Origin of the sequence: Anaerostipes hominis (ex Lee et al. 2021) (assembly GCF_002270485.1) — a bacterium.
In the GTDB taxonomy this organism is placed as follows: Bacteria; Bacillota; Clostridia; order Lachnospirales; family Lachnospiraceae; genus Anaerostipes; species Anaerostipes hominis.
This window is the reverse complement of the sequence record NZ_NQOG01000002.1, coordinates 308,956-329,338: the sequence shown is the minus strand read 5'-3', so window position 1 is coordinate 329,338 and position 20,383 is coordinate 308,956. Positions and strand designations below refer to the sequence as shown.

At 44.6% G+C, this 20,383-nt stretch carries 12 protein-coding genes and 1 other annotated feature; of the genes, 2 read left to right on the top strand and 10 right to left on the bottom strand.

Going from position 1 to position 20,383, the window contains the following annotated elements:
* Nucleotides 1-38: 38 nt before the first annotated feature.
* The 5 genes from CI597_RS04060 to CI597_RS04040 all read right to left on the bottom strand — a co-directional run bounded on the left by CI597_RS04060 (nt 39) and on the right by CI597_RS04040 (nt 8,849).
* On the bottom strand, nt 39-3,500 hold the full coding sequence (locus CI597_RS04060) for a pyruvate carboxylase (protein ID WP_024727974.1): 3,462 nt from the start codon (nt 3,498-3,500) through the stop codon (nt 39-41).
* A gap of 180 nt (nt 3,501-3,680) precedes the next feature.
* The gene (locus CI597_RS04055) at nt 3,681-5,582 is read right to left on the bottom strand and encodes a bifunctional 4-hydroxy-3-methylbut-2-enyl diphosphate reductase/30S ribosomal protein S1 (RefSeq protein WP_024727975.1); all 1,902 of its coding nucleotides are present in this window, start codon (nt 5,580-5,582) and stop codon (nt 3,681-3,683) included.
* A gap of 3 nt (nt 5,583-5,585) precedes the next feature.
* Nucleotides 5,586-6,248: a (d)CMP kinase gene (gene cmk / locus CI597_RS04050; protein ID WP_024727976.1), complete on the bottom strand. Its 663-nt coding sequence runs from the start codon at nt 6,246-6,248 to the stop codon at nt 5,586-5,588.
* Nucleotides 6,249-6,261: 13 nt separating this feature from the next.
* Nucleotides 6,262-7,482, bottom strand: a complete 1,221-nt coding sequence (locus CI597_RS04045) for an NAD(P)/FAD-dependent oxidoreductase (protein ID WP_024727977.1) — start codon at nt 7,480-7,482, stop codon at nt 6,262-6,264.
* Nucleotides 7,483-7,499: 17 nt separating this feature from the next.
* Nucleotides 7,500-8,849 (bottom strand): MATE family efflux transporter, encoded by a 1,350-nt coding sequence (locus CI597_RS04040; protein ID WP_024727978.1) that lies wholly within the window; start codon nt 8,847-8,849, stop codon nt 7,500-7,502.
* A gap of 252 nt (nt 8,850-9,101) precedes the next feature.
* On the opposite strand from CI597_RS04040, the gene queA reads away from it, so the two are divergent.
* On the top strand, nt 9,102-10,127 hold the full coding sequence (queA, locus tag CI597_RS04035) for a tRNA preQ1(34) S-adenosylmethionine ribosyltransferase-isomerase QueA (RefSeq protein ID WP_024727979.1): 1,026 nt from the start codon (nt 9,102-9,104) through the stop codon (nt 10,125-10,127).
* A gap of 66 nt (nt 10,128-10,193) precedes the next feature.
* On the opposite strand, the gene CI597_RS04030 is transcribed toward queA, so the two are convergent.
* A complete protein-coding gene (locus CI597_RS04030) occupies nt 10,194-11,408 on the bottom strand; it encodes an ATP-binding protein (protein WP_024727980.1) in 1,215 nt (404 codons plus the stop codon).
* Nucleotides 11,409-11,609: 201 nt separating this feature from the next.
* Between CI597_RS04030 and CI597_RS04025 the strand changes: the two genes are divergently transcribed.
* Nucleotides 11,610-11,963: a hypothetical protein gene (locus tag CI597_RS04025; RefSeq protein WP_024727981.1), complete on the top strand. Its 354-nt coding sequence runs from the start codon at nt 11,610-11,612 to the stop codon at nt 11,961-11,963.
* Nucleotides 11,964-12,067: 104 nt separating this feature from the next.
* Here the strand turns inward: CI597_RS04025 and CI597_RS04020 are convergent, their stop codons facing one another.
* The 4 genes from CI597_RS04020 to CI597_RS04005 all read right to left on the bottom strand — a co-directional run bounded on the left by CI597_RS04020 (nt 12,068) and on the right by CI597_RS04005 (nt 20,190).
* Nucleotides 12,068-13,765 (bottom strand): aryl-sulfate sulfotransferase, encoded by a 1,698-nt coding sequence (locus CI597_RS04020; RefSeq protein WP_024727982.1) that lies wholly within the window; start codon nt 13,763-13,765, stop codon nt 12,068-12,070.
* Between the two features lie 162 nt (nt 13,766-13,927).
* Nucleotides 13,928-16,348, bottom strand: a complete 2,421-nt coding sequence (gene pheT / locus CI597_RS04015) for a phenylalanine--tRNA ligase subunit beta (protein ID WP_095142879.1) — start codon at nt 16,346-16,348, stop codon at nt 13,928-13,930.
* A 198-nt stretch (nt 16,349-16,546) separates the two neighbouring features.
* A complete protein-coding gene (pheS, locus tag CI597_RS04010; RefSeq protein ID WP_024727983.1) occupies nt 16,547-17,566 on the bottom strand; it encodes a phenylalanine--tRNA ligase subunit alpha in 1,020 nt (339 codons plus the stop codon).
* A gap of 49 nt (nt 17,567-17,615) precedes the next feature.
* Nucleotides 17,616-17,791: a binding site (T-box leader), on the bottom strand.
* Nucleotides 17,792-17,856: 65 nt separating this feature from the next.
* A complete protein-coding gene (locus tag CI597_RS04005; RefSeq protein WP_024727984.1) occupies nt 17,857-20,190 on the bottom strand; it encodes a hypothetical protein in 2,334 nt (777 codons plus the stop codon).
* Between the last annotated feature and the right edge of the window lie 193 nt (nt 20,191-20,383).

Below are 20,383 nucleotides of genomic sequence, written 5' to 3'. Positions count from 1 at the left end.
GTGCTTCTCCCTTTTATTGTCTGTCATAATGAGAAAGATTATTCTTCTTCGATTTCAAAAGATACAAGCAGATCTTCCTGATTAACCTGTTCGCCTTCTTTGACGTAGATCTTATCTACCTTGCCGTTGACCTTGGATACGACAGTTGTTTCCATCTTCATCGCTTCCACGGTAAGCAGCGGCATGTTCACAGTTACCGGATCTCCCTCTTTTACGAGGACTTTTCCGACGGTTCCCGGGATTGTTGAGCCTAAATGTGCCGAATTGCTCTTATCCGCCTTGATCCTGTGGTCTGCCTTGACTTCCAGGTTGCGGTCTAAGATCTTCACCTCACGCATGGAACCGTTGACCTCGAATTCCAGCAGACGGTATCCGTTCTCATCCGGTTCTGACATATCCACAAATTTGATGATCAGGTCTTTTCCTTCTCCGATGGTCAGTGTGGTCTCCTCACCCTTTCTCAGCCCGTAGAAATACACATGGCTTTCCAGCCTTGTGACATCATTGTATGCCTCAAAATGTCTGCAGTAATCCTCATATACTTTCGGATACATAGCATAACTGATGGCTTTGCGGTGGAGCGTCTTTTCGTCTTCCATTGTATCAACATAGAAGAACTCCTTGAGCCCTTTCTTGATCTGGTCGAAGTCTTCCGGAGGAATCAGGCTTCCCGGACGGACGGTGATCGGTTCTTTGCCTTTCAGCACAATATCCTGAAGTTCCTTCGGGAATCCGCCTTCCGGCTGTCCGATCATGCCTTCAAAATATTCGACCACTGAATCAGGATAAGATAAGCCTTTGCCCTCTGTCAGGATATTTTCTTTGGTCAGGCCGTTTTTAAACATAAAGATGGCAAAGTCTCCCACGACTTTAGAAGAAGGCGTAACCTTCACGATATTTCCAAGCAGATCATTGGCGTCTTTGTACAGACTCTTGATCTCTTCAAAATCCTCCGCGGCTCCCATCTCTTTTACCTGAGCCAGCAGGTTTGAGTACTGTCCTCCCGGAATCTCATACTTGTAGATCTCTGTATTCGGAGCGTCCATGCCGCTTTCAAACTGTTTATAAACCGGTCTCAGTCTCTCATAGTACTGGCTTAATTCTGTGAGTTCATCCGGAATTAATCCTGTATCCCTCTCGCTTCCCCTGAGAGCCTCTGCGAGAGAGTTCATAGACGGGTTGCTTGTCATGGAGCTCATAGAACCGATGGCACAGTCAACAATATCCACTCCCGCTTCCGCAGCTTTCAGCAGAGTACTGACTCCGTTTCCGGTAGAATCATGGGTGTGCAGGTTGACCGGTATGTTCAGTTCTTCTTTCAGCGTTCTGATCAGCTTTTCGGCCGCATACGGCTTCACAAGTCCGGCCATATCCTTGATGGTAAAGATGTGGCATCCCAGGCTTTCCAGTTCTTTCGCCTTTTTCACATAGTAGTCCAGCGTATATTTTGTCTCATCCGGATTCAGAATATCCCCGGTATAACAGATAGCTCCTTCCACGATCTTTCCGGTCTTTAATGCCGTCTCGATCGGAAGCTTCATATTCTCGACCCAGTTTAAGCTGTCAAAAATACGGAATACATCGACTCCGCGAGATGCTGCCTCTTCGATAAAAGTCGTCACTACATTGTCCGGATAATTCTTGTATCCGACCGCATTGGATGCCCGAAGAAGCATCTGGATCAGGGTATTCGGCATTCTTTCTCTTAAGAGTGCCAGCCTTACCCACGGAGATTCCTTTAAGAAGCGGTAAGAAGTATCGTATGTGGCTCCTCCCCACGCTTCCATGGAAAATGCGTTTGCCATGTACTGGTTGGACGCCTTGGCAGCACCTGCAAGATCCTTTGTTCTCATACGGGTTGCCATCAGAGACTGCTGGGCATCTCTCATCGTTGTATCAGTCACATAAAGTTTTTTATCGTTTAAGATCTTCTGAGTATAACCTTCGGCTCCGAGTTTTAAGAATTCATCGCGGGCGCCGTAAATCTCTTTCTTCTTGTCATATTTGGGAAGCACGCGGTCTTCGAAGAACGGTTTTTCTTCTGCCTTCTGTTCATTGACCATTTTATTTCCGAGGAACTCCAGGATCTTTGTGGCACGGTCCTGGGATGCGGCGAAAAGAAACAGCTCAGGAGTATCTTCTATAAATGTCGTATAGCACTCTCCTGATTTAAAGGTCTCATGGTTAAGGACATTAATCAGGAACGGGATATTTGTCTTGATGCCCCGGATTCTCGTCTCTTTCAGCACACGGGTAGACTTCATCACAGCCCCTAAGAACGTACGGTCATGAGAACATGCCTTTACAAGGAGGCTGTCATAATATGGAGTGATCTCTGCCCCTGCATAAGCATTTCCTCCGTCCAGACGGATTCCATTTCCTGCTCCGGAACGGTATACCGTGATCTTTCCTGTATCCGGCAGGAAGTTGTTTGACGGATCTTCGGTGGTAATACGTGTCTGAATAGCATAGCCCGTAGTTTCCACACTTTCCTGAGAAGGAATCTGGATCTCATCAGAGTCAAGGGTATACCCCTGAGCAACGAGGATCTGTGTCTGTACAATATCGATCCCTGTCACCATTTCTGTCACCGTGTGTTCTACCTGGATCCTCGGATTCATCTCGATGAAGTAAGGATTGTTGTCGGCGTCCACAAGGAACTCTAACGTTCCGGCGTTGCGGTACCCGACCGTCTTTGCCAGCCTTAAAGAACTGTCAAATATAACCTGCCTTGTCTCTTCCGGAATACTGAAGGCTGGTGCATACTCTACCACCTTCTGGTGACGCCGCTGCACAGAACAGTCACGGTCATACAGGTGGACTACATTACCGTAGTTATCTCCGATGATCTGTACTTCAATATGCTTCGGACTTTTAAGATACTTTTCAATAAAAATCTGGTCGTCTCCGAATGCCTTTTTGGATTCATCCCTTGCTTCCGCATATTCCTTCGGCATATCTTCTGCCGTGTGAACGATGCGCATGCCGCGTCCGCCGCCTCCGTTGGATGCTTTCAGCATCACAGGGTATCCGACCTTCTCTGCGATCTCAATGACTTCTTTTTCACTATGTACCGCATGGTCCACACCCGGAATGATCGGCACATCCGCTTGGATTGCCATCTGCTTGGAAGAGATTTTATCTCCCATCGCCCTCATAATGTCAGATGTCGGTCCAATAAAGGTAATACCGTGTCTCTCACAGGCATCTACAAATTCCGGATTTTCAGACAGGAATCCGTATCCCGGATGGATCGCATCAACATTTTTCTCTTTGGCAATCCGGATGATGGTCTTGATATCCAGATACGCATCGATCGGTCCTTTATCCGGATTCAGCTGATATGACTCATCCGCCTTGGAGCGGAACAATGCATAGCGGTCTTCTTTTGAAAATACGCCAACAGTGGTAATACCTAACTCATTGAGAGCACGGAATATACGGATCGCAATCTCACCGCGGTTGGCTACTAATACTTTTTTAAATTTCTTTATTTGCATTGGTAAACTACTCCTTATATAAAATTTGTCTTTCCTGGCAGGACAATGATCCGCCACAGCAAGACGTATTAGAAAACATTATAGCTTAAAATCAGCCATATTACAATAGCGGATTGACGGGAACCCCTGGCAGGTCAAAAAAAGACGGTTTCCTGCATCGGAAACCGCCCCGTCAATCTCTTATTCTGCATCATCTGCATTGTCAGTGATCAATGCTTTCATGCTCAAGCTGATCTTCTTTTCATCCTTTTTGAAGTCAACGACTTTGGCTGTGATTTCCTGTCCAACGGATAAAACATCAGATGGCTTGTCAATATGTTCCTTGGCAATCTGAGATACGTGAAGCAGAGCATCAATGCCTGATTCTAACTCAACAAATGCTCCGAAATCAGTCATACGCGCAACTTTTCCGTCCACAACGTTGCCAACTTTATATTTCTCTTCTGCCTTTAACCATGGATTCTCTTCAGGGAATTTCAGGCTTAACGCGATCTTCTCACCCTGGATATCCTTGATCAGTACCGTAACCTTATCTCCGATAGAAAATACCTTTTTAGGATTCTCTACACGTCCCCAGGACATCTCAGAGATATGAAGCAGTCCGTCTGCACCGCCTAAATCTATGAACGCACCGAAGTCTGTCACGTTCTTGACAACTCCGTCGATCTTCATTCCAGGCTCGATCTTTTCAAATAATTCTTTCTGTTTTTCTTTCTTTGCAGCCACTAACAACTGCTTGCGGTCTCCGATGACTCTTCTCTTTCTCGGGTTAAACTCACTGATGACAAACTCGATTTCCTGTCCGTCATATTTCTTTAAGTCTCTCTCGTAAGAATCAGATACAAGGCTTGCAGGGATGAAGACTCTCGCCTCATCGATAATCACACTTAAACCACCATCTAAAACCTGAGCCACAGGCGCTTTGAGCACTTCCTTGTTTTCGTAAGCTTCTTCCAGACGCTTGTTGCCTTTTTCTGCTGCCAGTCTCTTATATGTCAACAACACTTGTCCTTCTCCGTCGTTCACTTTAAGGACTTTTGTCTCCATCGTATCCCCTACTTTGGCGATCGTTGTTAAATCTAAGTTAGCCGCATCATTAGAGTACTCACTGCGTGTCAGAATACCGTCAGCTTTGTAACCGATGTTTAAGATGATCTCATCTGGTTTTACGTCAATGACTGTTCCTTCCACTACCTCTCCGTTACGAATCGTAACTAAACTTTCCTCTAATAATTGTTCAAAACTCTTTTCCGTCATGCTAGCATGAACCTCCTTGATAATTTTCTCTGGGGTGGATGCCCCCGCTGTAATACCTACCTTACCAGTCGATTCAAAAAGTTTCAAATCCAGGTCTTTAAGTGTCTGCACAAAAAAGGTGTTCCCACACTCTTTCTTGCTGATCTCATATAATTTCTGGCTGTTAGAACTTTGTCTGTCGCCAATGACAATCATTGCATCTACATCGTGTGCTATAGATTTTGCTTCCAGTTGACGCTCTTCTGTGGCATTACAAATTGTATTACATACTTCTATATGATAACTCTTTTCCTTGATAATTTCAACTATATCTTGAAATTTATTGTAATTAAATGTCGTCTGTGAAACAACGCAGGTCGGTTTGCAGCCGAGATCGATCTCCGAAAGCCCTTCTGCATCGGAGATCACATGGACATCTTTGCTGCACCAGCCCCTGATTCCTTCTACCTCGGGATGTTCCGCACTGCCGATGATCAGGATCTGTTTTCCCTCGGCACTGGCCTTCTCCACGATCCTGTGGATCTTTAAGACAAAGGGACAGGTGGCGTCTACCAGATGCAGCCCCTTCTGCCGGATCAGCTCATAAATGTCCTTTGCCACGCCGTGGGACCGGATGATCACAGTGCCCTCTGAAATCTTCTCCAGTTCTTCTCTGGAATGGAGAACTTTTATGCCTCTTTGTTCCAGATCGGAGACTACCTCCGAGTTGTGGATGATCGGTCCGTATGTATAGACCTGTTCTTTCCCTGCTTCCTCATAGACTTTATCCACCGCGCGTCTGACACCGAAACAAAATCCTGCAGTTTTCGCCAAGTTTACTTCCATCTCTTATTTCACCTTTTCAAATTCCCGGATCACCGTATCGACCACTTCTTCGATCGTCATCCCGGAAGAATCCACAAGAACCGCATCCTCCGCCTGTTTAAGCGGTGCGATATCTCTGGTCATATCCTGGTGATCCCTTTTCTTAATGTCTTCTTCAATGACAGCAAGATCTGCCTCCTGCCCTTTTTCGATCAGTTCATCATAGCGGCGCTTTGCCCTGACCTCCACGGAAGCCGTCAAATATATTTTTAAATCCGCATCCGGAAGCACATTGGTCCCGATATCCCTTCCGTCCATGAGGATATCCGCAGTCTTTGCAAGGTCTCTCTGGAGATCTAAAAGCGCAGCCCTCACAGACGGATATGCGGATGTCTTTGACGCCATATTCCCTACTTCTTCCGCCCGGATCTGGCCGGTAACATTCTCTCCGTTTAAAATAACCTGCTGCATCCCGTTCTCATAGGCAATGCTGACTTTGATATTTTTGCATGCAGCGTCGATGACCGCTTCATCCGTATCATCGATCTTGCTGCGGATGAAAAACAAAGCCATAGCCCGGTACATGGCCCCCGTATCCACATAGATAAACTCTAATTTTTTTGCGATGGTTTTTGCGATCGTGCTTTTTCCGGCTCCCGCCGGCCCGTCAATAGCAATGCTGTACATATGATATTTCCTCCTAATTCATTCCTGCCAGGTATCCTGTGGACCATGCGATCTGGAGATTGTATCCTCCGGTCAGCGCGTCCAAATCCAAAACTTCTCCTGCAAAATATAATCCCCGCACCTTCCTGGATTCCATGGTGCTCGGGTTAATCTCTTTTACGTCCACTCCGCCGTGGGTGATGATGGCTTCTTTAAAGCCTCTCGTGCCTGTGACAATAAGCGGCACGGCCTTCAGCAGCGCAGTAAGCTTCCTCCGCTCATTCTTTGTGATCTCATGGACCTTTTTTTCCTCCGGAATTCCCGATAGTTCTAGGATAACCGGGATCATTTTTTTTGGCAACAGCTTTCCGAGAGAATTTTTGAATTCTTTATTGATATTTTCCTGAAAATCTTTCAGAATTCTCTGATCCAGCTGTTCTTCCGACAATGCCGGCTTCAGATCGATACAAAATTTTAACTGTTTTCCTCTGTATCTCACTGCATAGCTGCTGGCGCTTATGATGATCGGTCCGCTGATGCCAAAATGAGTAAACAGCATCTCCCCGAACTCCTTATAAATACGTTTTCCGTCTGCATAAAGCGATGCTTCCACATTTTTAAGGGAAAGCCCCTGAAGCCTTGAACAGACTGTCCCGTCTATATTAAACGGAACCAGCGCCGGATCTAAATGCATCACCTTGTGTCCGGCTTTCTTTGCAAATCCATATCCGTCTCCTGTGGAACCCGTGGAAGGGTAGGACATGCCTCCGGTGGCAATGACCACCTTATCCGCTTTCAGGGTTCCTGAGCCTTTCAGTTCAACGCCGCTGGTTCTTCCGCCCTCTGTCAGGATACGGCGTACCTCCGTATTCAGTTCTACAGTGACCTTCTGTCTGCGAAGCTCTCTCTCCATAGCGCGGATCACATCTGAGGACTTGTCGGACACGGGGAATACGCGGTTTCCCCGCTCCACCTTTACCGGACATCCCCAATGCTCCATCCATTCCATCATCTGCTCATTGGTGAAGGAATAAAACGCACTGTATAAAAACTCCCGGTTTGTGACCACATGGCCCATCAGATCTTCGATATCACCGGCATTGGTCAGGTTACATCTTCCTTTTCCTGTGATAAAAAGCTTTTTCCCCAGCTTTTCATTTTTTTCTAATAAGACAACCTGATTGCCTTCTTTCGCGGAACAGATGGCAGCCATCATTCCTGCCGCCCCTCCTCCAACTACGATTACTTGACTCATAAAACTCCTTTATATCTTTAAGATTGTTTACATTCCAACAAAAGCCGTTTCTTTCGGCAGCCAAAATACATAAGCCCGAACACATCCGCTAAAGCCCATCCGATGGGAACCGCCCACCAGATCCCAATCAGGCCTATGGCAGGCACAGCTGACAAAGCGTAGGCTAACAGAACTCTGCTCCCCAGGGAGATGACCGTCAGCCAGATGGAAACCGCAGAACGGCCCAGGCCCCGGTAAAGTCCGTAGAGCAGAAATAAAATCCCGATGCCCGCATAAAAACAGCCGACGATATGAAGATACTTTACCCCGATGGCAATGATCTCCGTCTCCTGCGGTTTGATGAAGATCAGCATAAGCTGCCTGGCAAACGCCACCACAATCATAGATGCAGCGACACAAAAACAGACAGAGATCCCCACTGCCAAGCGGAGACCATTTTTGATACGGTCAGGTTTTCCCGCTCCATAATTCTGCGCAATGTACGTGGTAAACGCATTGCCGAAATCCTGTGCCGGCATATAGGCAAAGGCATCAATCTTTACTACTGCTGCAAAGGCTGCAGAGGTTAAGAATCCAAAGCTGTTGACCAATCCCTGCACCATCAAAATTCCAAGATTCATGATAGACTGTTGTATGGCTGTCAAAGTGGAGTTATTGATGATCATTCCCAAAAGCTCCCGGCTGTAGTACATATGACAGCGCTTGGGGCACAATTCCCCTTCTTTTACAAAAAAATAGACCGTAATCAGGGCTGCGGATACCCCCTGGGCAATGACGGTAGCCCATGCCGCCCCTGCAATCCCCATTCCGAATTTTAAGATAAATACCATGTCCAATATGATATTCAGGACTGCGGAAACAGCAAGAAACATCAGAGGCGCCACTGTATTTCCGATACCGCGCAGTACACTGCTAAAAAAGTTATAGATGCAGACAAAAAATATCCCGAAAAAGATAATAAACAAATATTCCCGGGTAAAAGGAGCCGCTTCCGGAGGAATATGAAGCCAAAGAATAATCTCATCCAGAAGCAGAAACGCAAGCCCCGTGATTACAGCGGCCACTGCAAAAATAAAGACAAAGGCATTGACCACCGCTGTCTTCATCCGGTCTTCCTCCCTGCGCCCGTACAACTGGGCAAATACCACCCCGCTGCCCATGCAGAGTCCCAAAAGGATCGACGTCAGCAGCACCATCAGCGCATAAGCCGATCCCACCGCTGACAGAGCCGCAGCCCCGATCGTCCTTCCGACAATGAGCGTATCGGCAACATTATACAGCTGCTGAAGCAGATTGCCCAGGATCATAGGAAGGCTGAATAAAATGATGGAACGGCCGATCCTGCCATTCGTCAAATCTACTCGCATTGATACCTCCATTATACACTGAATGCTGCCACATTTTCCTGAGATTTGTTTATAGATAATCTCTAAACAAGGCACAATTATAAATCTTATTTATACGTCCTGGCAGCCTTGTTTTATTATATAGTATCGGAATATTTTAAGCAATTGCATATCTTTAAATTCCTAACCTGAATTCCGTTCTCTTGAGGCATTGCCGGACTTTATCATTAATGCTATACTGTTTGAAAGAATTATAAGAAAGCAGGAGCATTTATGAAAACATCAGATTTTACGTTTGAACTGCCGGAGGAACTGATCGCACAGGATCCCCTGGCTGACCGTTCAAGCTCAAGATTATTAGTATTGGACAAAGAAACCGGGGAGATCATACATGAGGTCTTTAAAAACGTGGTCAGTTACCTGAAAAAAGGGGACTGTCTCGTATTAAATGACACCAAGGTCCTACCGGCCCGTCTGATCGGAGAAAAAGAGGGAACCGGAGCTAAAATCGAGGTCTTGCTGCTAAAACGAAGACAGGACAATGTCTGGGAAACTCTTGTAAAGCCGGGGCGAAAAGCGAAACCCGGAACCAGGATCTCGTTCGGCGGCGGAAGGCTTGTAGGCGAAGTCACTGACATTGTAGATGAAGGAAACCGGCTGGTTCGTTTTGAGTTTGAGGGAATCTTTGAAGAGGTGCTGGACGAGCTCGGACAGATGCCTCTCCCTCCATACATCACACATCAGCTTGAGGATAAAAACCGGTACCAGACGGTCTACGCCAAGCACGAGGGATCCGCGGCAGCACCTACAGCCGGCCTGCATTTTACTAAAGAACTTCTGAAAGAGATCGAAGAAAAAGGGGTAAGGCTTGCCTACGTCACCCTGCATGTGGGACTGGGCACATTCCGTCCGGTAAAGGTAGAAGACGTGACGGATCATCACATGCACTCAGAATTCTATTCTGTGGATGAAACAGCGGCCCAGGCGATCAACCAAACCCGGAAGGAAGGCGGACGGATCATCTCCGTTGGAACTACCAGCACCAGGACGCTAGAGTCCGTGGCGGATGTGGACGGGCATATCGAGCCCAAGAGTGGATGGACCGATATCTTTATCTATCCGGGGTATGAGTTTAAAGTGATTGATGCCCTGATCACCAACTTCCATCTTCCGGAATCTACACTTCTGATGCTTGTTTCTGCATTGGCAGGCAAAGAACATATTCTTGCCGCCTACGAAGAAGCCGTTAGAGAACGGTACCGCTTTTTCAGCTTTGGAGATGCCATGTTTATTCAATAGGAATTATATAAAATAGTAAAACAGGATATATCTTAGTTTTTGATACATCCTGTTTTTTATTCCTAGTCAATTCCATTCCTCAGCGGTTAGGAAATCCCGGATATTTTTATGGTTGATCCCATTCCGGCTCATGTTGAACTCGTCCATGGAAACCACATATTTAGGAAAATTGTCCCGGATACTGTCGTAAGCACCAAATTCTCTCTGGATCGTATCCTCAGAAGCCAAAAGATAGCATACCTGAACATAGAGTTTCTGTCCGCGCTTTTCACAGACAAAATCAATCTCTTTGTCTCCCGCCTTGCCAACTGTGGCTTTGTAACCGCGGCGCAGCAGCTCCATATAGACAATGTTCTCCAAAATCAGATTAATATCCCGCATATTTCCGCCAAAAACAGCCTCTCTGATACCATGGTCCGCGATATAGTATTTTTCGTTGGTGGACAGAATCTGTTTCCCCTGCAGGTCCTGCCGCTTCACTTGGTAAAAAAGATATGCGTCCACACAATATCTAATATAATTCAGAATAGTTTCTGCAGCGACAGTACGTTGCTCGTTTTTAAAAAACTTTACCAGCGAGGAGGCAGAGAAGGTGTTTCCCACATTTGCCATTATATAGGCGATGATGCGTTCCAGCAAGTCCACATCCCTCACCTTGTTCCGTTTCACTATGTCCTTGAGCTGGACAGAGTTAAATAAGTCCATCAGGTATTGGCGGGACGGCTCATCCTCGTAGCGAAGATTACTGAGATATGGCATCCCGCCGGATAGTAAATAATTCTGAAATCCCTGGGCAACAGAGTTCTCAGGCTTGACGGTACGATACAGTTCCATAAATTCAGAGAAAGAAAATGGATAAATGACAAATTCCACATACCGTCCTCCAAGATAAGTGGCAAGCTCGCCAGATAAAAGCTTTGCGTTAGAACCGGTGATATAAATGTCGCAGTCCAGCGCAACGCGGAATGAGTTAATGCACTTTTCCCAGTCCTTGACTTCTTGAATCTCATCAAAGAATAAATAGACTTTTCCGTCGATATCCTCCGTTCTTCTGATAATTTCATCGTGCAGGGTTTTTGCAGTCAGTAGATGAGTATACCGCAAATCTTCAAAGTTAATGGAGATGAATTGTTCCGGCTTTACGCCTGAAACCAGCAGCTCATGCTGAATTAATTCCAGCATAACCGACTTTCCACTGCGCCGCATACCAGTCATTACCTTAATGAGTTCACCACCAATAAAAGGCCTGATGCGACTCATATATAGTTCTCGTTTAATCATTATGGTTTTGCCCCCCTTCTTACTTTATTATGAATAGTATATTCTATTTATAACTAAAAAACAACTGGATTTAATTATTTATATTAGTTATAACTGAATCTTTATACTGCCATATGAAGTCGACAATTTAAAAGCCATTGCAAATACCACGAGACAAGAGTAAAATAAAGACAAAACCAGACGGAAGAGGAGGCTCCCATTATGAAAAAAGATGTATTAGATTTTGTTGTTGCAAAAACCCACGAACTGATTGATTCTCCTACCTGCAGCCCCGAAACCAGGGAGGCTGCCAATGCCTGGCTGAATGCTGTGGATACCGAAAATGAAGCCGAAGAGACAAAGAAATACATTGCCGAATTGGAAGAAGACATTATGCCCATTGACACTTTGATCGGTTTTGCAGAGTCCGAAGCAGGAGCTCAGGTTTTTGGGACAGACAAAGCGAAAGATGTTGCGGCACACGCCAAAGAGATCAAGTCAAACGGAGCTAAATACTGCGACTGCCCTGCCTGCGCAGCTGTAGCCGCCATCCTGGAAAAGAAAGACCAGCTCTAGGAAAACAAACCAAAATACATAACTCCAACAAAACCCGGATATGCAGCATAACCTCTGCATATCCGGGGTTTTCTTTTCATCTGTAGTTTTGTGTATATCTTAGTTTAGTCCCGGAATAAGTACCCCTCAAAATTATACTTCATCACTCTGTAGGAATACTTATCCGCATCGTAGCCAAAGGAATAGATCAGCTTTCCGTCCTTGTCATATTCCCCAAAGGTTTTGCTTGTTCCGCTTCCGAAAGAAATGTTGTTCTTCATGTGTTCCACGCTGCTGACGATTGGGGAGTAAGGGATCGCAAAGGACTGCACCAGCTTATACGTTCTTTTGTTTTCGTCCACAAGATACTTGTAGTACATAGACTTTTCCCCTTCCTTCATTGTTCCGGTCCCCGGAAACATACTCCAGTCAAAGCTTTTGATCGTTGCGGAATAACCATAGTTGTTATTGAACATATACAGGTAATACTGTCCTTTTGGAAGAGATTTATCATGCTCCACTGAAATGGTATGCTGCCCTGCCTGTCCCACAAAGCTACCTTCTTTTTTCAGCATGTATTTCTGGTAGTCCGTTCCATTGTAGACCGTACCTCCATGGATCAGATAATCTACTTCCGGTTTCTCAAACACATTTTTCATCTTAATGAGTGTGCTCTGCTCTCTGCTGCTGAATATCATGCTGTCGTCGTCGATCATATTCATGGAGTTTAAGTGGATCCAGTCCAGGCCTGTTCCGCCGTAAGTATTTTTCTTCGGACGGTAGGCCAGATTCCTCATGGTCTTAAAGTAATCCTCAAAGTCGATCAGCTCTTTTACCTCTCCTGTCCTTACATCTACGGACACTACAACATCCTCGATCGTATCCTGTTCCTTGTCGTTTACCAGACAGATGAATTTATTCTGCTTTTTCGCGTACAGAAAGTCATGATGAAATTCATATCTTTCACCCAGATCATAGGTTTTTGTGACCTTGCCCAGCCGATTCACCATGGCGATCTTGTTAAAATCATAGGAATATGCCATGTCATCTCCGACAAAGAGCAGACGGTCTGTACGATATTTATTCAAAGGCATCCGGCCCCGGTTCACTCCATTGTTGTCATAGAGATAAATATTGGCGTCTTGCGCCTTGTCATGCCCGAGCAGCGCAAACAGGCCGTCCTCCATCTTTTGTGCAGAACTTCCCCTGGTCTTTTTCAGAATTCTGGGTATCACATCATCTTCCGGGATATCCACATAAAAATATTGCTTTTCAATGGCTCTTTTGTCCTCATTAAAAAATTCCATGGTCACCTTATTTCTTGTGCCCGCTGAAAGTCCCACGATCTGGTACTCATGGGTTGTGCTGTATTTCTTTTTAGCTTTCAAAGTATGCTTGTACACGGCAGCCCCTGCATCGGGAGCCTCCACGGTGCACACGGCATAAGATGCGCGGTCCGTCTTTCCATAATAATATAGAGCTGTAGTGTTGGTCCCATAAGCATTCTGGACCACCAAAGGTTTTTGGATGGTATAATTTTTCTTCTTTTGTTGATCAATCTGTTCCTGTGATTCTTGTTGATAAGCTTCTGTAAACACATCCTTTTCCTTGTGTTCCAATACCTTCGGCGTAACCTTGATCTCTCTTAATTTTACACCCTTTAAAAATTGTTCTTCCTTATAATCTGCGTAGATACGGTATCCGAAGAACCCCGCTGCCATAAGAATCAGAATCGCCAGAATGCATATGATGATGTTTTTCTTTTTATTTTTTTTTGTCTCTGATTCCTGCATTTCTTCAATCATTCCTTTCAAATAGCTCATTTCTTTCTTATCCTCCTGTGACATTTTCAACGGTATTATATCATATCTTCACAATATATGTAACTATTTTGTAATATTTTTAACATAAATGAAAAGAAGAGTAGAAAAACTGCAGTAATCGCACTTCCTCTACTCCTCTTATTATTGCCCCTAGTGACTTACTTATGCCCTAAGCTCAATTCCCAATGTTTTTAATTCATCCAGAATCTTATCGACAATCTTGTTGACCTCCGCTTCCTCCAGTGTTCTGTCCTGGGCACGGAAGGTCAGCGAATATGCCACAGATTTATATCCCTTGTCAATCTGGTCGCCCTCATAGACGTCAAACAGTTCAAAGCCTTCCAGAAGCTTTCCGCCTTTCTCCCTGAAAATCTTCTCAATCTGTCCTACAAAGATTTCTTTTCTCACAACCATGCTGAGATCCCTCTTCATAGCCGGGAACTTGGCCACGCCTGTATATTTGCGGTCAAAGGTCGCCTTCTCACAAATCACCGGCATATCGATGACTGCCACATAGACTTCCCCCTTCATATCATAATTTTCAACAGCCTGAGGATGCATCTGTCCGATATATGCTGCTCTTTCCCCGCCGATCAGCACATCGGCCTGGCGTCCCGGATGCATAAATGGATGGTCTTTGACCGGAACATATTCAGCCTGTCCGCCAAGTCCCAGATCTCCAAACAAATCCTCCAGTGCCCCTTTCAGTGTAAAGAAGTCACAGTCTCCGTACATTCCTAGTGTAAGCTGCATCCGTTCCTCCGGAAGCTCAGTGAGCGGCAGTTCCTTCGGAAGATAGATATTCCCAAACTCATACAGGCGCACATTTTGATTTCTGTGGCTGTAATTGTTAGCCAAAGATGTCATCATACCGTTTAATGAAACTGTACGCATGATGCTGAAATCCTCTCCCAGCGGATTGGAAATCTTAATGGCTTTCCTCTCCCCAGCGTCTTCCGGCAGCAGAAGCAGATCAAAAACTTTTGGACTTTCAAAAGAATAGCACATACCGCCGCTGAATCCGTTTTTCTCTACAGAGTCGCGTGCAATATCCTCCACACGGATTTTAAACGGCTTTTTACCCGCGGTGGCCTCTCCTCTCGGAAGAGTGACCGGAATGTTATCATATCCGTAGAATCTTGCCACTTCCTCTGCCAGATCCGCCATGCAGTTTAAATCCTGGCGGAAAGACGGAATCAGCAGTTTGTTGGTATCCACATCATATTTCACGTCAATCCGTCTGAAGTACTCGATCATATCTTCCATGGAGATCTTTGTGCCAAGAAGGGCATTGATTTTGTCCGTCTCCAATGGAAGAGACACCGGCTGTTTTGGGTTTGGATATACGTCCACGGCTCCACCGATCACTTCTCCTGCTCCCAGTTCTTCGATCAGCTGGCATGCACGGTCCATAGCAGCCATGGCATTTTCCGGATCAAGCCCTTTTTCAAACTTGCTGGAAGCGTCCGTCCTAAGCCCGATTCTCTTGGAGGAAAGACGGATATTGGTGCCATTAAAGCAAGCAGCTTCAAATAATAATGTCTTGATATCATCCGTTACCATGGAATTCTCGCCTCCCATGATTCCGGCAAGTCCGACTTCCTTTTCCCCGTCGCAGATCATGAGTACATCGCTGTCCAGATTTCTCTCCTCACCGTCCAGGGTAGTAAACTTGTCACCGTCCTTGGCCCTGCGCACAATGATCTCATTTCCCGCTATGGTATCTAAGTCGTAGGCATGCATAGGCTGTCCATACTCTTCCATCACATAGTTCGTGATGTCCACCAGATTGTTGATCGGACGGATACCCATGGCCGCAAGCCTTCTCTGCATCCATTCCGGAGACGGTGCAAGCTTGATATTCTTTACGACTCTGGCTGTATATCTTGGACAAAGATCTGTATCGTTTACGGTCACTTTGATATAGTCATTGACGTCCTCATCGTTGCCTGTCTCTTTTACTACCGGCGGATGGAACTCTTTGTGAAATGTAGCTGCCACCTCTCTTGCCATGCCGATCATACTGAAGCAGTCCACACGGTTTGAGGTGATCTCAAATTCCACTACCTGGTCACGAAGACCCATGGCCTCCACAGCATCATCTCCCGGTTTTACATCCTTCTTAAATATATAAATGCCGTCTTCCGGTGCCTCCGGATACATATCTTTGGTTGTTCCCAGTTCTTCCACTGAACACATCATACCGAAAGATGCCACACCTCTTAATTTTCCTTTTTTGATCTTGATGCCATTTTCAGGGTTCGGGCTTCCATCGTGGCCTCCGGCCACTCTTCCTCCTACTAAAACCACTGGGACCAGATCACCCTCTGATACATTGCTGGCACCTGTGACGATCTGGATGGTCTCTGTTCCCACATCCACCTGGCAGACGATCAGCTTGTCTGCATCCGGATGCTTTTCAATGGAAAGAATTTTTCCTACCACGATCTTTTCCAGGTTTTTATCTAATTCCTCATAACATTCCACATTTGATCCGGAAAGTGTCATCTTGTCCACATACTCCTGAATCGTACAGTCAAGATCCGGCACATATGCCTTGATCCATGAAATTGGTGTATTCATTCTCTATTCTCCTTCAATCATTATAAGTTATTTACCACTATTTCCGTCACGCTTTTGAAATGCGCTCCTCCAATAGTGGTAAATAACTATCGAAAAGCAGCACATTTTTTTGACAGAGGCCCTTCTCCAGAAGACATTACGTTCATTTTCTATATGATTGGAGTGAAGCATTCTAAGAGCCGAACGGAAATTGCCGCTTTAGAACTGGCTTAAAAACCTCTTGTCATTTTCATAAAGCAGTCGCATATCATCAATCTCGTATTTCAGGAGCGCCACACGTTCCAGACCGATTCCAAAGGCAAAACCTGAGTAAATCTCTGGGTCGATCCCGCATGCCCTGAGCACATTTGGATGCACCATACCACAGCCTAAGATCTCGATCCAGCCGCTTCCCTTGCACATACGGCAGCCCTTTCCTCCACACTTAAAGCAGGTGATATCCACCTCCGCGCTTGGCTCTGTGAATGGGAAATGATGAGGGCGGAATTTGACTTTTGTCTCCGGTCCGAAAAATTCAGTGGCAAACTGTTCAAGTGTCCCTTTCAGATCCGCAAAGGTGATTCCTTTGTCCACGACCAGTCCTTCTACCTGATGGAAGGACGGAGAGTGGGTAGCATCCACTTCGTCTGAGCGGAATACCCTTCCAGGCGCAATCATACGGATTGGCATTTTACCAGTCTCCATCACACGGGCCTGTACCGGTGATGTCTGTGTTCTCAATAAGATATCTTTTGAGATAAAGAAGGTATCCTGTTCATCCTTCGCCGGATGATTCTCCGGGATATTAAGCATCTCAAAGTTATACTTATCGTATTCCACCTCGGGGCCTTCCACAACCTCATAGCCCATTCCGATAAATACCCTCTCCAGGTCTTCCAGGGCAATCTGGTTCGGATGGCGGTGGCCCTTTTCATGCACCTTTCCCGGAAGCGTTACGTCAATGACTTCCTTTTTGAGCTTTTCTTCCATGATCTTTTTCTTAAGAACAGACATTTCCTGCTCCAGTGCCTGTTCGATGACGGCACGTGTATCGTTGACCATTTGTCCTACGATAGGACGTTCTTCTTTGGCAACATCCTTCATGCCCTTTAATACCTGGGTCAATTCTCCCTTTTTGCCCAGAACCGCTACCCTGATATCATTCAGAGCGTCCATGGCATCTGCTGTGTTGATCTTCTCCAAGGCTTCTTTTTTAATCGCCTCAAGTTTCTCCTTCATAATCACTTCTCCTTGTTTTATGGAAATAAAAAAATCCCATCCCTTATATATAAGGGACGGGAATCATCTCGCGGTACCACCCTAATTCCAGGTACAAAAACAACCTGGCTCTTAGTATCCTGCGTAACGTGCAGATAACGTTATCCCCTACTGTTCTTTCAGGGATACGACTCCGGTGTGAAATTCGGGAAAGACTTCCTTACTGTGCACCTTCTCTGTCTTTATCATTCCTTATTTTATCACACAAAAGCGGAATGTCAAGACGGAAAACCGATTCTTTATCTCTCCCATCAGCCCTGCAGCGCACTGTGGAAAACAGCCTCATACAAAATCTGATAATCCTTCATGGTAAATGCAGATACATGAAAATCAGGCGAGGACAGCTCCTGTATCTTCTGCTGGATGACCTCTAAGACAGCATAATCAATATCCATGTGATCCATGACATTTTTAGAAAAATCAAAATCATGTTTCTTCTGAAATAAGATACAATTTGCATGAAAGAGGAATTCTAAGATCAGGCTGTTATTTAACTTAATATCAAGCTTCTTTGCAATTGCTCTCAGAGCACGGAAAAACAGTTCATTCGTTGTAAACGTATTGATTCCGGGGGTAAGCTTGGACGCAAACAAGAGATGTTTATCCGCGGATCTTAAAGTATAACTCTTTAACTGGTTGTCTTTTAATATCTTTATCTCATCATTCTGGCTTATTAACAGATTTGGGATGATGGAAATAATGCTGGCATTTTTCTTCACAGACAGCCTTAAAATCTCTTTCACCAGAATAAAGGAATGAAACTGGACATTATAAGACAATACCTTCGTCTTAGGAAAAAAGTAATTGGTAATGGTTTGTTTCATATCTGCGTCTGATAAGATCAGGACCCCCTGCCCCCGATTAATACTGACCGCAAATTCATATAAGTTCTCAAGGTTCGTTCGTGTCTCATTTCTTTTTCCGGATAAAACAGCAGGAAAGGTATGTATGATTCTCCGGTCAAAAAATAAATTGAAGATATTTGCGTAATTGCTTGCCAGCAAATGATATTTGGAGGTAATAATCACAGGTATATGGATATCACTCATGATGAAGTGGGCATATGTCAGTATAGATTGAATCATTTTTTCTTGGGTTTTTGACAGTTTGCAGTGGTTTGTCTGTGCTAATTGAAGCAGATTGTTGAACAGTGATTTCATCTGCGGTGTTTGAATATCCATAGAAGAGGTTTCCTTCACAATATCCAGACTTTTATCTTTCCGGAATACAGATAGGATCATATGTTCCACTTTTTCTTTTAAAAATGGGTCCTGGCAGAATACACTTTTATTGAATGCCTTTGTGATGCCCGAAATAAGCCTATCGCCGGAATAACTGTTCTCAGATACAACGCCAGTCACCCTGGAACAGATCAGCAGCTGCTTTGTAAAATAATCTGAAACTATATTTTTTGTTTCAGCCAAAGGCTCATGGGAGTTAAGAAACAATTTATTAAAATCAATTTCTCCGTTTGGTCTGATCTGTATCTTGTCAGGGATCTCTGCCTTTAGTTCAGGAATGGATTTTATAAAATCATCCCTTTCATTATCAAGCAGGACCGATGCATCTAACATAAGTTCATTGTTTTTGCCTGCAGTACTTGATGTATAGAGAATCCTTGAAATTGTATATAAAATCTCATTTTCTAATTGATGCAGGTTGCTGCACTTATGTAAAACCAGCTGAATGAACTGGGAAGATACCAACATTGTTTTATCTAAACGGTTGCTCTCTTTTTGGATCATACTCAATAGAATCGAAATCAACTCTGTTTGCGGCCGGTCTTTTGCGGAAGGAAAGTTCAGGATGACAGGACTGATGGAATGAAGCAGGTCCGACTGTAATTCTGATGCCCCAATAAAGGCGATCATCGGCGCGTCTTTTTTATTTTTATATTGAATTTCAAGAGAATGTACAAAACCGCTTAAGATTTCAAAGTCTACGTTTTTTTGAACAAACTCGATTGCCAGGATAAAAATATTATGATCCTTTTCCATCATCTCTATGCTCTGCCTTAGATTGACGTAGATATCGCTGAATTCAATATAATAAACCGATGATTCCCGGGCAGCCAATCCCAACGTTTTTGCACGGTTTAACATTTCTTCTAAGAAAAACTTCTTCCCCGTCCCAGCTTCCCCCTGCATAAAAAAGATCTTAAAGAAATATTTAGGGAGATAAAACACAGGCAGGATTCTGGTTACAGCTTCATATAAGGACCCATTTTGCTGACTTCCGACCATAGAAAACGACTGGACGATGGTCTGTTCTTTTGCAGGTACGTCATATCGGATGAAGTCTGAAATGGTTTCATTTTTATTCAATGTATCAGGGATGGATACAAAAGGAAAAGAGTTCCGGATGATCTCTCTTGAAATAAAAGTGGTGGGGCGTCCTGCCTTCTTGATTAATTTTCCTTCTTTGTGCAGATCATTTAGGATACGTGACACATTTGTCCTGTCAATATATAACTCCATCGACAGGATAAGCGCATTACATTTTTCAAAGGTAAAATTATGATGATTGATGCATTGCAAGGTTTCTTCTTTTAAATAGGATAAAATCTTCTCTTTGTTCGTAGACATGGCCATATCTCCTGCGTATATTTGGTGCTGATTACGGTGTTTCTATAACACACACAAATTGAATCAGCCGTAGTTAATATACACTTATCATACACGAAACTTAAAATTTATGCAAAATCCACAGTAAAAAACTCAAATAGAGTGTAAATCAAGTGTGTATATAAAAAATTTGCGTATATAAAGATTGTGGGTT